Source organism: Streptococcus penaeicida, assembly GCF_002887775.1.
Taxonomy (GTDB): domain Bacteria; phylum Bacillota; class Bacilli; order Lactobacillales; family Streptococcaceae; genus Streptococcus; species Streptococcus penaeicida.
Genome location: NZ_LOCM01000025.1, coordinates 1 through 14,345 on the forward strand (window position 1 = coordinate 1; position 14,345 = coordinate 14,345).

The following is a 14,345-nucleotide window of genomic DNA, read 5'->3' on the forward strand; positions in this document are numbered from 1 at the left end:
TTGTTTTTTACTTCATTGACGGATAATATGCATCTAAACATATCACCCTCACATTTGGTTTTTCTTGTCTTATTCAGTTCTCAAAGGTCTTGCCATCTCTTACGAGACAACTATTATATTCTATCAGGTCAGTGTGACCTTGTCAACAACTTTTTTCATTTATTTTTTGATTAATAAATCTAAAATTTGGCAACTCAATTAGTATAGACTATACCAACCTCGCTTGTCAATAGCATTGCTTGCTTTTTTTAATATTTTTCAATATTAAAAACGACAGGAATCATTTCCTGTCGTTTAACTGTTTTATTATTCTATTGATAGAACTTAAATTTCCTTTTGATACTCTGCTACTTCAGCTTTATTTGCCCAAACAAAATGTCCTTGCTTAATTTCTACCATTTCTGGCTTATCAACTGAATAGTCGTGTTGATCTACCGAGTAGACAATTAATTTTTTCTTCCGTTCTAGAATAGGGTCAGGAATCGGAACAGCTGATAGAAGAGACTTGGTATATGGATGAATTGGGTTAATGAATAATTCTTCCGTCTCAGCCACTTCAACGATAACACCTTTATGAATAACAGCAATCCGGTCTGAAATGAAGCGAACTACTGACAAATCGTGGGCGATAAAGAGATAGGTTAAACCTTTCTCTTTTTGCATCCGTTTCAAAAGGTTTAAAACTTGCGCACGAACAGAAACGTCAAGTGCTGAGATAGGCTCATCGGCAATGACAAATTCTGGATCCATAACTAAAGCACGCGCAATACCAATCCGTTGGCGTTGTCCTCCGGAGAATTCATGTGGATAACGTGTTAAATGTTCGGCAAGCAAACCAACTTCAGTCATCATGTTTTTAATCTTTTCCTGACGTTCTTCTTCAGATTTGAAAAGATTAAAGTTGTAGAGACCTTCTGAAATAATATAATCAACGGTTGCCCGTTCATTAAGACTGGCTGCTGGGTCTTGGAAAATCATTTGGATTTTACGAATTAATTCGTTAGCTTCCGCTTTTGATTTTTTTCCATTAACAACTTTGCCGTCATAGACAATGTCACCTTTACTAGTATCATTTAAACCAATGATGGCACGACCAATGGTTGTCTTACCAGAACCAGATTCTCCAACTAGAGAAAAGGTTTCTCCTCTATTAATAAAGAAGTTGGCGTTTTTAACAGCAACAAATTTTTTCTTTCCTTCACCGAAGGAAATTTCTAAGTCTTTGACTTCGACTAATTTCTCAGACATTTCCTTCCTCCCGATAGATTTGTTTGTTTGAGATTTTTTCATGAATATCCTGAATCACTTCTGGTTTTTGAACCTTTGGTGCTTCTGGATGCAATAACCAAGTTTTTGCCCAGTGGGTATCACTGACTTCAAAACGGGGAACTGCTTCTTCGAAATCGATTTTCATCGCATACTGTGAACGAGGAGCAAAGGCATCACCAACAATTGGTTTATAAAGTGACGGAGGTGTTCCTGGAATTGAGAACAAAATCCCTTTATCATCAGCTAATTGCGGTAAGCTTGATAGAAGACTCCAAGTATATGGATGTCTTGGGTCATAGAAAATATCTTCTACTGTTCCATATTCAACAATTTCACCAGCATACATTACCGCAACATTGGTCGCAATACTTGCCACAACACCAAGGTCATGGGTAATGAAGATGATTGTAAATTCATATTCTTTTTGAAGAGATTTCAAAAGATCAATGATTTGTGCTTGAATGGTTACATCTAAGGCAGTTGTTGGCTCATCACAGATAAGAATATCTGGGCGACATGCCAAAGCGATAGCAATAACGATACGCTGTCTCATCCCGCCTGAATATTGGAATGGATATTCATCAAAACGTTTTTCAGGTTCTGGGATACCGACTTTATTCATATAGTCAATGGCTAATTTTTTAGCTTCAGAACGTGATTTCTTTTGGTGTTTAATGATAACCTCAGTGATTTGGCTACCAATGGTTTGAATTGGGTCAAGACTGGTCATTGGATCTTGGAATATTGTCGCGATTTTTGCACCGCGAATGCCTTCCCAGTCTTTATGATTCTTGAGTTTCGTTAATTCTTGCCCACGATAATCAATGCTTCCAGAGGCTACACGGCCATTTGATTCAAGCATCCCCGTAAAGGTTTTGGTTAAAACTGACTTACCACTTCCAGATTCTCCAACAACAGCAAGGACTTCGCCTTCATAAAGGTCGATGGAGATATCACGAATTGCAGTCAAGATACGGTCGCGAACTTCAAATTCAACAACCACATTTTTTGCACTTAAAATAATTTCTTTATTTTCTACCATGACGACTCCTATCTATGTGTTCTTGGATCACTAGCATCAGCTAAGTTTTGGCCCACAATATAGAGAGGGAGCGATACTAAGATAAGAGTGGTAAGGGGAATCCAGAATAAATAAGCATTTGTCGTCAAGTTTGATGAATAGTTTGAGATCAGACGACCAAGACTTGGTTCTGAAAGCGGCAACCCTAAACCGAAGAAGGATAGGAAGGCTTCAGAAGAGATATATGCTGGCAACAATAAGGAAACCATTGATACGATAACAGATACCAATTGCGGAAGTAAGTTTTTAGTAACAATTTTCCGTGTTGGTGTTCCTAAGGTTTGGCTGGCCAAATTATATTCTAGGTCGCGGTAACGTAATACCTGAACCCGGACAGAATAAGCTATCCCAATCCAACCAGTAACACAAAAGGCGAAGATTAAGTTCCAGAAACCTGCCCCGATAGAGTATGTTAGGACAATAATAATCAACATTTGTGGAAGGTTTGAAATAACGTTATAGACCTCGATCATGACTTTATCGACTGTTTTAGAAACACCCCAAAGTCCACCGATAACAACACCCAAGATCATATTGATGATGGTCGCAATAACCGAAATAAGGATTGAATTTCGGGCACCATACCAAACACCGTCAAAGAGGGATTGACCGTTTTTATCAGTACCAAACCAGAATTCTGAGTTTGGTGAAATATAGCGTTTTGAAAAGTCATTGATATTGCTAACATCATTAAAATCATAATGAGCAAAAATCGGATAGATAAAACTCATTAAAATGATGGTTATCAAAATAACTAACATAACAATCGTTGATTTACGCGCAAAAAATTGACGGAAAACCGATTTCCAGTAAGAGTAAGCCGGGGCATCAATAACTTCAGATGCATAACTGTCAAGTTCAACGAACTCAAATTTAGATTGATCAATTGTTGCCATTACTTACCTCCTTTACTAGATAATTTAATACGTGGGTCAAGAATTGTCATTAAGATATCTCCAGCTAATAAAGCTAAGATTGATAATACTGCAAAAATGAAGACTAGTCCTACCACCATTGTATTGTTGGCTGCCTTAATGGCATCGATTAACATTTTACCCATACCTGGAAAGGCGAAAACAGTCTCAGTCAATGTTGCTCCTGCAATAGTAGCTACTACTGCCTGAGGGATACCATTAACAATCGGAACCATAGCTTGTTTGAACAAGTGATTTTTTGAAATTTCAGCTTCAGTTAAGCCTTTAGCCCGTGCAAAGCGCACAAAATCACTGCCTTGTAAATCCACAAGGTAACGACGGAACCAAACGACATTCCCTGGTGTTCCTAAAATCCCTAAAATTAAGGCGGGTAGGACATACGATCTGGGATCCCCTGCACCTAATAATGGGAAAGTATCCGGAAGTCCAACCATTGAACCTAAGAAACGAACAATGTAAATAAGGGCGATACTTGGCAAAGCCAACATAAAGGTTGTTGCACCTGTTGAAAAACGGTCAAATAAACCATCTTTATAGTAAGCCATTAACATCCCAATTGGCAAACCAAAAATGTAAGATAAGAGAACACCAGTCATCCCAATAATGAAAGAGTTGGTAATCATTGATGGTTCAGCATGATTATTTTGTGTTGCTGTGTAAGGATCATCCTTACCAAAGTTCATGCGATCTCTAGCATCCGCCTTGCTTGGTGATTTATAAGTTCTAGAATAGATATTGATTGGAGAGAACTTAGTAACTCCGCTAGGGAATGTAACTTCTTTAGAGAGGGTACGACCTTGTTCTTGAGTAATAACCTGAATAACAGGGATATTAGCATAGGTTGGGTAAGATTTGCCCAAATTGAAGCTAATGAAGTTTTGATGAATAAATGGGAATTGACCATTAACATACATCATGTATTTGTGCTTAGTTCCTGAACCAACGATGGCAGGTCCTACTGCAGGATCCATTTCTGGACGAATATAGCGTGCCAAGTCTGGATTTTTCTTATCTTGGATTGTCCAAGGATGGTCAATAACAATTAGTTTACTAAAGAAATTCCAAACACGTTCGTAAATCGGAATATTTCGGACAGCATAGAATTTTTTGTTTTCTTCAAAACGTTTTAATTCCCAGCCATTGCCGATTGATTTAATGTATTTTTGATAAATCTTTTTATTGGCTGCTGTTGGTTCAACTGAAACTGATTTATCAATTTTCTCAGCCTTGGATTCAAGTTCTTTACTGCTATAGTATGAAATGTAACCCATGCGTTCAAAAACAGTATTACGGTAGTTTTCTTTTTTGTCTGGTGTCGTCACCATCTTATTATAGTTGGGGTCTTGTTTAAAAATCAGGCTTGTTGGTACCAAAGTAAAAACAATAACATACGTTAAAGTTGTTACCAACAAAATCGATATTAAAGACCTCAAAATGCGCTCAATAATATACTTTTTCATTCCATTCCTCATAATAAGTTCAAAAGAACTTCCTCACTCGAAGAGAAAGTTCTTAATGAACAAGCTTTTATTTTTCAATATGCTCTTTTAATGAATCAGCATATTTTTTATTAGATTCGTCTTTATCTTTCTTCCATTTCTTCAATGCTTTATCATAGTCTTTTGTTTTAACTGGTTCTTCTTGAAGCTTCATATATTTGAAATAAGTTGCATCTGATTTGTTACCAGCCCAACCAAAAGCAGTTGTAAATGGAACAACTTTTGTTACTGTTGGCGTACCACCTAATGAATAAGTTGGAATATAAACTGCTGAATCTGCTAATGCTGCTTGTGCTTTAGCATATGTTTCATAGCGTTTATCTTGATCATCAGTAATTTTTGCAGCTTCGTTATCAAGTTTATTAAATTCATCTAAACCAGCTTTAGTAGCAATGGCATTATCCTTAACAGGATTTAAACCAATGTTTTTAGCTTGAGCAGCATTTGCAATAGTAGTGTTAAAGATATCTAAGTATGATGACGGATCGATGTAGTCTGGGCTCCAACCTGAGGCAGTTGAAAGATCCCAGTCTTGTTGATCAGTTGTTTCAGCCATGTATGTAATATTGTTGTAGTTATCAGAGTTCAATTCAATGATATCAATAACAACATTTTCTTTACCAAGTGATTTTTCAATGGACTGTTTCATAGATTGTGCTTGTTGCATTAAACCAGAAGCAGTTTGGTCTTGTGGCATGTCAATATGGATTGGGAATTGAACACCTTCCGCTTCAAGAGCTTTTTTAGCTTTATCCATTTGTGCTTTTGCTTTTTCAGGATTGTAAAGACCATCTTGAGCGTCTGCTAAATTAACATCTTTCCACTGATCTCCGTAAGTCGCCAATTCTTTTTCAACAGCTTTTCCGAAATCTTCACCCTTAATTTGAACAAATGATGGTGGAACCAATGTGTTTCGAAGTGCTTTATTGGCAGCTTCTTCACCCGCTGTTTGAGCAGTATAAGATTCTCTATTGAAACCGAATGTCAAAGCTTGACGGAAATCTTTGTTTAAAATAGCTTTACGTGTATCTTCTTTTTGCTTATCATCCGTTTTCTTAGTATGCTCATAAGCAGTACGGTTCAAATTGAAGGTTGCATAGTAGATGTTAGATTTTTGTGGTCCATAAATGATATTTTCGCCATACTCTTTTTTAACCTTTTTATATGAAGGAGTTGTTGGGAAAAGGCGAGCTGCAGTATAAGAACCTTTGTCAAAGTTACGGAAGAGTGATTCTTGATCTTGACCATCATAGTAAGTTAATTGAACGGCATCAAGATGAACATCTTTTTTATCCCAATAATTTTCATTTTTAACAAATTCAATTGATGATTTACTTGTTAAAGAAGAAATTAAGAATGGTCCATTGTACAAGATAGATGAAGCATCAGAAGATTTACCAAAATCTTTACCTTGTGATTTCAAGAATTCAGCATTAACAGGAGATAAAATACCATAAGTCAACTTAGAATTCCAATAACTTTCCGGTTGGTTAAGCGTATATTGAACAGTATTCTTATCAATAGCTTTTACACCAACTGTAGAGAAGTCTTTAGTTTTACCTTCAATATAGTCACTTAATCCTTTTACAGAATCTTGAACCAAGTAAAGGGCTTCAGAATTTTTATCAGCTGCGTGTTTTAAACCAGCAACAAAGTCATCTGCCGTAACTGCTGCATATTCTTCACCATCAGCAGTGTACCATTTTGAATCTTTACGGATTTTGTAAGTATAAGTTAAACCATCTTCAGATACAGTCCAATCTTTTGCGACTGATGGAACAAGGTTCCCCATGTTATCATATTCCATTAACCCATCAACACCATTTTGGGTGATTTCACTGGTTGTTGAACGTCCAGAAACTAGGTAATCCAAAGTATCTGGATCAGTAGAGTAAACATAGCTGTAAGTGTTTGACTTACCACTTTTACTTGATCCACCACCACAGGCTGTAAGTGCAGATACTGATAAAACCGCTATTCCAGCGGCAGCTAACCACTTGCCATTTTTCATAAGACTCGCTCCTAAATTTTTTCTTCAATCTTGTTCAAAAAGATTGTGCTAATTAAAAACATTATATCATAATTTTTCTCCTAAAAAAATATTTGACACAAAATTATCTGAATATTTTACCTCTTTTTTTGCCATTTATTAAAATTTTTTATTTTCTCCCCTGCTATATCAGCTATTAAAGCCATTATCGACTTATCTCTCGCCTTTAATGTAATCACTCTCATTTCTCATGATAATGCTTCCAAAAGACCATTATCAGAAAGAAAAGTACTGAAATCCAGGTCAGACTTATGATATAATTAAAAAGAATCTAGCTTCTTGATAAGGAAACCCTAACCCATATGAAAAAATTGACCTACTTTCTGCTTATCGCCAGTCTGGCACTTATTCCAACCTTGGTTTCAGCAGAATCTTATAAACTCCCTGCCAAAAGTGGTATTGCTTTTGAAGTCAGCACAGGTAAAATTCTTTATGAAAAAGATGCAAAGGAAAAACTTCCTGTTTCTTCTCTCACAAAAGTACTGACCACCTATATGGTCTACAAGGAAGTTGACAGCGGACGCTTATCCTGGGACACACCAGTTAAAATTTCTGACTACCCTTACAACCTTACCACTGACTATACTATCAGTAATGTGCCACTGGATGCCCGCAAGTACACCGTTGAAGACTTGTTGGAGGCCATGTTAATCACCAATGCTAACAGCCCTGCTATTGCCCTAGCTGAAAAAATCGGCGGAACAGAGCCTCTTTTTGTTGATAAAATGCAGAAGCAACTTAAGGAATGGCGGATTCACGACGCTAAATTGGTCAATGCGACTGGACTTTCCAATAGCCAACTGGGGGATCATATCTATCCCAAATCTAAAAAGAATGCAGAAAATAAGATGTCGGCTCAGGATTTGGCCATTGTCACCCAACATCTACTCAAGGACTACCCTCAAGTCACTAAAATTACCAAAAATCCTTCTGCCCCTTACCAAGGCGATCGCATCTTCTCCTACAATTACATGCTCAAGGGCATGCCAAATTATCGGATTGGAACCAATGGACTCTTTGTTTCTTATTCGGAAAATGGCGGAGCTTCTCTGATTAGCTCTAACAAAGAAAACAAGATGAACATCGTCTCAATTATTTTAGATGCAGATAAGGCTGACGGTCAAGAATTCACTCAGTTCACCGCAGCAAATGCTCTCTTGGACGACATTAGCAAAACCTATGAGGCTGTCACCTTAGTTAAAAAAGGAGAATCCTTAAAAGGTAAGAAAATTAAGGTAATAGACAGTCCTAAAACGCAGGTTGGCCTAGTTGCCGATCAATCAATTCGAGTTGTCCAAAAAATTGGTCAAGCAAAGCTTGATAAACTTAGAATCACCCCCCTAAAGTCTGAATTCCAAGCACCACTCTCTAAAAAAGAAGAACTTGCCAGTGCTAGTTATAAAGATTCAGACCCTGTCGGAATCGGGTATTTAGGTGATCGGCCTACCTATCAATTGAGTGCTGAAGAAGAAATACCACGGAGCTTTTTCTTAAAAGTTTGGTGGAATCATTTCGTCACTTATGTCAATGAGAAACTCTGAGAAATCAAGCTTAAACAAACTGAATTTCTCACACTTTTATAAGATTAGGAAGTAAGAATTTCTTATTTCCTTTTTTTGACCATTCCCGTTAATATTGCTAAAATAGGTACTATGAAAAAACAAATCACTTTAATACTTTTCTGCTTTTTCCTGCTCTTGGGAAGTGCCCCAACAATCAAAGCAGAGCAAGCATTAAATATCAATGCTAAAGAAGCTATCGCTGTGGAATATAGGACTGGTAAGGTTCTTTATGAGAAAAATAGCCAAAAAAAAAAATTCCCATTGCTTCTTTGACAAAAATCATGACTGTTTATATGACTCTTAAGGAAATTGATTCTGGCAGACTCAAGTGGGATGATCAGATTAAATTGTCTAAATATGCGAAAGCTCTGGCCAATAATCCCGACATCAGCAACCCGCCTCTCTACAAAGACTCCTACTCAGTTCGCGAATTGGTTGACTCCGCTATGATTGTTTCGGCTAATAGCTCTGCAATTGCCCTAGCTGAAAAAATCGCCGGAAATGAGCCAAAATTCATGGATATGGTCAAGGAACAATTGAAAGACTGGGGCATCAAAGATTATCAACTGCTGAATTCATCTGGTTTGAATAACAGTATGCTAAACGGCCATATCTATCCTGGGTCTAGCCGTCATGCGGAAAATGAATTGAGTGCAAGAAGTTTGGCTATTGTCGCTCGCCATTTAATACAAGATTATCCTGAAATTCTCTCTATTTCTTCTCAGACTCAACTACTTTGGGGTAATGATGTCCTAACCAACTCCAATCATCTACTTCCTGGCAACAGCATGGGCAGATATGGTGTCGACGGTCTGAAAACGGGTACTACCGCTAAAGCCGGGCAAACCTATATTGGAACTGCTGTTCAAGATAATATGCGTGTTATTGTCGTTATTCTTCATGCAAATGACGCGGAAAATGATAATGAAGCTCGCTTCGTTGAGTCTAATAAATTATTTGACTATTGCTTTCAAAATTATAAAAAAGTGACTTACGCCAAAAATAGTCCTCTTCCTAAAAAATTAGCTATTTCGAATGCCAAACAGAAGACTATTCCTTATGTTAGCAAAACCGAATTTTCGGTGGTTCAATCACCATCTCTTAAGTCAGTTGATTATCACTTTAAATTAACTGAAAAAGAAGTCAAGGCTCCTGTAAAAAAAGGAGAAAAATTAGGAAAAATTTTCTTCCAAGATAAGGCCGATTACTTAGATGAGAAACCTGAAACAGCAATTTATGCCGCTAAGAGGGTCGAAAGTCTTACACTTTGGGAAAAATTCATCAACCTCTTCACTCATCAATATTAGAATCATTGAATAAACATTAAAAAGTTCTTTGCATTGTATTAGCTTAGTGATATAATAAGCTTATCATTTTTAGCAAGGAGCTTTTTTTGTGAGAAAAATTTCTGTCATTATATTTTTGATTTCTCTCTTTTTCCTTTTCCCAACTACAAGTCATGCTCAAGAAACAAAGGATATTATTGGTATCACTCAAGATGCTGGTTATCAAATTAACCCCATTACAAAGCCGAAATCATCTATTGTTGTTAATGCTTCAAATGGTGATATTCTCTGGCAAGATAATATGATGGCTGTGCGAGATCCGGCAAGTATGTCAAAAATGTTTACTTTATATCTTTTATTTGAGGATATTGATAAAAGTAAACTTGATTTGGATACAACAATCAGAGCTACTGAAACGGATCAAGCCATTAGTCAAATCTATGAGATTAGTAATAACAAAATCGTTGCCGGTGTAGACTATCCGGTCAGTGACTTAATTACCATGGCTGCGGTTCCCTCTTCCAATGCGGCGACTATTATGCTGGCTAATTATCTGTCAGAAAATAATGCTTCTGCCTTTATTGATCGTATTAATAAGACGGCTGAGAAATTAGGAATGTCAAACACCCACTTTAATAATGCAAGTGGTGCTGTGGCTGAAGCTTTTAATGGCTACTACACCCCTGATAAATATGATGCTTCAGCTCCTAATCAAACAACTGCGCATGACCTGGCCATTTTAGCTTACAATTTTTTAAAAAAATATCCGGATATCCTTTCCTTCACAAACCAATCAGTAGTCAAAACCATGGTAGGGACACCATACGAGGAAGAATTCCATTCCTACAACTACTCGCTTCCTGGTGACAAATATGGTCTTAAAGGTGTAGATGGTCTTAAGACTGGCTCTAGCCCAAGCGCTGCTTTCAATGCCATTGTGACTGCTCAACGTGATGGTCAGCGCTTGATTACTATTGTTATGGGGGTTAGCGACTGGTCAGATCAAGAAGGTGAATTCTACCGACATCCTTACATTAATGCTCTGACTGAAAAAGGTTTTGAAGACATTAATGAAACTTCTAAAACTAAATTTGATAATCTTTTTCCCAAAGAAAGGAAAAGAACAGAAGCTGATGAAAGTACATCTTCTAGTGTGAAGAGGAAAAATCCAAGTGACTCTGACCTTCTAAGTCGTTTCGAAGCTTTTGTTGATCATCATCACCGCATTTTCTTCATCGGGCTTGGCATTTTTATTGTGATTGTGATTATCCTAGCTCTTGTAGCCATCTTTTAATTGATGCCATTTTTAATGTAATATAAATAGAAGAAAGTTAGGTTATTCCTAATTTTAATTCAAAGTTTTTCCAAAAATTTATTGACACGACAAAAAAAGATCAAGAGAAATTCTTGATCTTTTTGTAATTTGTGAGAAATTTATTCTTCTTCCTCACGTTTTTTAGTTGCCAATCCTAAAGCCGCGAGAATGGCTAAGGCTGCTGTTCCGAACAGACCACTGTTATCAGATGATCCTGTATGCGGAAGTTGAACATTTGTCATACTTGCTTGTGGAGTACTTGATTGACTTGTTGAAGTTGATTCTTGGGTTGATTGAGAGTTGGATTCAGAAGTGGTGTTACTTTCTGAGTCGCTTGTTGGCGGTAACTGTGGCTCAATTTCTTTAACAAAACCTGAGTCAATTGTTGGGTTATCATTTCCTGATACCGTTACTTTAACAACTGTTCCGTCTGAATCTAATGTGTCATCACCTGTGTTTGATGTGGTTGGCACGTAGCCAGCTGGTGTATCAAAGGTAATGGTATAGTCACCGTCTGGGAGATCAGTAAACTCATAATGACCATTGCTATCAGTCGTTGTTGTTTGTGTTGAACCATCTGGGTTCGTAATTGTTACTGTTACGCCAGGAATTCCTGGTTCACCAGCATCTTGAACACCGTCATGGTTAGTATCTTCCCAAACAGTATCACCGATGGTATGTGTATCTTTAACGAAACCACTATCGATGGTTGGATTATCTGATCCTGATACCGTTACTTTAACAACTGTTCCGTCTGAATCTAATGTGTCATCACCTGTGTTTGGTGTGGTTGGCACATAGCCAGCTGGTGTATCAAAGGTAATGGTATAGTCACCGTCTGGGAGATCAGTAAACTCATAATGACCATTGCTATCAGTCGTTGTTGTTTGTGTTGAACCATCTGGGTTCGTAATTGTTACTGTTACGCCTGGGATTCCTGGTTCGCCGGCATCTTGAACACCATTATGGTTTGTATCTTCCCATACAGTATCGCCGATGGTGTGAGTATCTTTAACGAAACCTGAGTCAATTGTTGGGTTATCATTTCCTGATACAGTTACTTTAACGACAGTTCCATCTGAATCCAATGTGTCATCACCAGCGTTTGGTGTTGTTGGCACATATCCAGCTGGCGGTGTGAAGGTCACTGTATAGTCGCCATCTGGGAGATCAGTAAACTCATAATTTCCATTGGTATCAGTTGTTGTGGTAACGGTACTTCCATCTGGAGTTGTAAGAGTAACTGTTACGCCAGGAATTCCTGGTTCTCCAGTTTCTTGAACACCATTATGGTTAGTATCTTCCCAAACGGTATCACCGATGGTATGAACTATCATCGTCTCAGATCCAATATTAGAATTTGATTGGCTCTCAGAAGTACTCAAGCTTTCTGAAACACTTGTTGAATCTGATAGTGACGTTGAATCAGATACACTTGTTGAATCTGATAATGATGTTGAATCTGATAGTGACGCTGATTCTGATACACTTGTTGAATCTGATACACTTGTTGAGTCTGATAATGATGTTGAATCAGATACACTTGTTGAATCAGATACACTTGTTGAATCAGATACACTTGTTGAATCAGATACACTTGTTGAATCTGATAATGATGTTGAATCAGATACACTTGTTGAATCTGATAATGATGTTGAATCAGATACACTTGTTGAGTCTGATAATGATGTTGAATCAGATACACTTGTTGAATCAGATACACTTGTTGAATCTGATACACTTGTTGAATCTGATACACTTGTTGAATCTGATAGTGACGCTGATTCTGATACACTTGTTGAATCTGATACACTTGTTGAATCTGATACACTTGTTGAGTCTGATAATGATGTTGAATCAGATACACTTGTTGAATCTGATAATGATGTTGAATCAGATACACTTGTTGAATCAGATACACTTGTTGAGTCTGATAGTGACGCTGATTCTGATACACTTGTTGAGTCTGATAATGATGTTGAATCAGATACACTTGTTGAGTCTGATACACTTGTTGAATCAGATACACTTGTTGAGTCTGATAGTGACGCTGATTCTGATACACTTGTTGAGTCTGATAATGATGTTGAATCAGATACACTTGTTGAGTCTGATAATGATGTTGAATCAGATACACTTGTTGAATCTGATAATGATGTTGAATCAGATACACTTGTTGAATCTGATAATGATGTTGAATCTGATACACTTGTTGAGTCTGATAATGATGTTGAATCAGATACACTTGTTGAATCTGATACACTTGTTGAATCAGATACACTTGTTGAATCAGATACACTTGTTGAATCTGATACACTTGTTGAATCAGATACACTTGTTGAATCAGATAATGATGTTGAATCAGATACACTTGTTGAGTCTGATAATGATGTTGAATCTGATACACTTGTTGAGTCTGATAATGATGTTGAATCAGATACACTTGTTGAATCAGATACACTTGTTGAGTCTGATAATGATGTTGAATCAGATACACTTGTTGAGTCTGATAATGATGTTGAATCAGATACACTTGTTGAATCTGATAATGATGTTGAATCAGATACACTTGTTGAGTCTGATAATGATGTTGAATCTGATACACTTGTTGAATCTGATAATGATGTTGAATCAGATACACTTGTTGAATCTGATACACTTGTTGAGTCTGATAATGATGTTGAATCAGATACACTTGTTGAATCTGATACACTTATTGAGTCTGATAATGATGTTGAATCAGATACACTTGTTGAGTCTGATAGTGACGCTGATTCTGATACACTTGTTGAATCTGATAATGATGTTGAATCAGATACACTTGTTGAGTCTGATAGTGACGCTGATTCTGATACACTTGTTGAGTCTGATAATGATGTTGAATCAGATACACTTATTGAGTCTGATAATGATGTTGAATCAGATACACTTGTTGAGTCTGATAGTGACGCTGATTCTGATACACTTGTTGAGTCTGATAATGATGTTGAATCAGATACACTTGTTGAATCTGATACACTTGTTGAATCTGATAATGATGTTGAATCAGATACGCTTGTACTTGTCGAAGTGCTCAAGCTGGTTGAAGCACTTGCACTTGTGCTGGTTGAAGCGCTCAAACTGGTTGAAGTACTCTTACTTGTACTTGTCGAATTATTCAAACTGGTTGAGGTACTTGTACTTGTGCTGGTTGAAGTGCTCAAGCTGGTTGAGGTACTCTTACTTGTACTTGTTGAAGCACTCAAGCTAGTTGAAGCACTTGCACTTGTACTTGTTGAAGTGCTCAAGCTGGTTGAAGCACTTGCACTTGTGCTGGTTGAAGCGCTCAAACTGGTTGAGGTGCTCTTA

The 14,345-nt window shown here is 37.2% G+C and carries 10 protein-coding genes; 4 read left to right on the forward strand and 6 right to left on the reverse strand.

What is annotated here, in order from left to right:
- Positions 1-324 precede the first annotated feature (324 nt).
- The 5 genes from AT575_RS06955 to AT575_RS06975 form a co-directional block, all read right to left on the reverse strand.
- A complete protein-coding gene (locus AT575_RS06955) occupies positions 325-1,248 on the reverse strand; it encodes an ATP-binding cassette domain-containing protein (RefSeq protein ID WP_102777729.1) in 924 nt (307 codons plus the stop codon).
- The gene (locus AT575_RS06960) at positions 1,241-2,311 is read right to left on the reverse strand and encodes an ABC transporter ATP-binding protein (RefSeq protein WP_102777730.1); all 1,071 of its coding nucleotides are present in this window, start codon (positions 2,309-2,311) and stop codon (positions 1,241-1,243) included. Before AT575_RS06960 ends, AT575_RS06955 begins: the two co-directional genes overlap by 8 nt.
- A gap of 8 nt (positions 2,312-2,319) precedes the next feature.
- The gene (oppC, locus tag AT575_RS06965) at positions 2,320-3,246 is read right to left on the reverse strand and encodes an oligopeptide ABC transporter permease OppC (RefSeq protein ID WP_102777731.1); all 927 of its coding nucleotides are present in this window, start codon (positions 3,244-3,246) and stop codon (positions 2,320-2,322) included.
- Entirely contained in the window at positions 3,246-4,745 is a 1,500-nt protein-coding gene (locus AT575_RS06970; RefSeq protein ID WP_102777732.1) for an ABC transporter permease, read from the reverse strand. Before AT575_RS06970 ends, oppC begins: the two co-directional genes overlap by 1 nt.
- A 67-nt stretch (positions 4,746-4,812) precedes the next feature.
- On the reverse strand, positions 4,813-6,795 hold the full coding sequence (locus AT575_RS06975; RefSeq protein WP_102777733.1) for a peptide ABC transporter substrate-binding protein: 1,983 nt from the start codon (positions 6,793-6,795) through the stop codon (positions 4,813-4,815).
- Between the two features lie 341 nt (positions 6,796-7,136).
- Here AT575_RS06975 and pbp3 point away from each other — a divergent pair, with 341 nt between their 5' ends.
- From pbp3 to AT575_RS06990, 4 genes are all read left to right on the forward strand, one after another.
- On the forward strand, positions 7,137-8,375 hold the full coding sequence (gene pbp3 / locus AT575_RS06980) for a D-alanyl-D-alanine carboxypeptidase PBP3 (protein WP_102777734.1): 1,239 nt from the start codon (positions 7,137-7,139) through the stop codon (positions 8,373-8,375).
- A 111-nt stretch (positions 8,376-8,486) separates the two neighbouring features.
- Entirely contained in the window at positions 8,487-8,669 is a 183-nt protein-coding gene (locus AT575_RS10855; protein ID WP_245871507.1) for a hypothetical protein, read from the forward strand.
- An 8-nt stretch (positions 8,670-8,677) separates the two neighbouring features.
- Positions 8,678-9,703: a serine hydrolase gene (locus AT575_RS06985; protein ID WP_245871508.1), complete on the forward strand. Its 1,026-nt coding sequence runs from the start codon at positions 8,678-8,680 to the stop codon at positions 9,701-9,703.
- Between the two features lie 88 nt (positions 9,704-9,791).
- On the forward strand, positions 9,792-10,976 hold the full coding sequence (locus tag AT575_RS06990; RefSeq protein WP_102777735.1) for a D-alanyl-D-alanine carboxypeptidase family protein: 1,185 nt from the start codon (positions 9,792-9,794) through the stop codon (positions 10,974-10,976).
- Positions 10,977-11,116: 140 nt separating this feature from the next.
- Here the strand turns inward: AT575_RS06990 and AT575_RS06995 are convergent, their stop codons facing one another.
- Entirely contained in the window at positions 11,117-14,326 is a 3,210-nt protein-coding gene (locus tag AT575_RS06995) for an SdrD B-like domain-containing protein (RefSeq protein WP_425444827.1), read from the reverse strand.
- Positions 14,327-14,345: the final 19 nt, after the last annotated feature.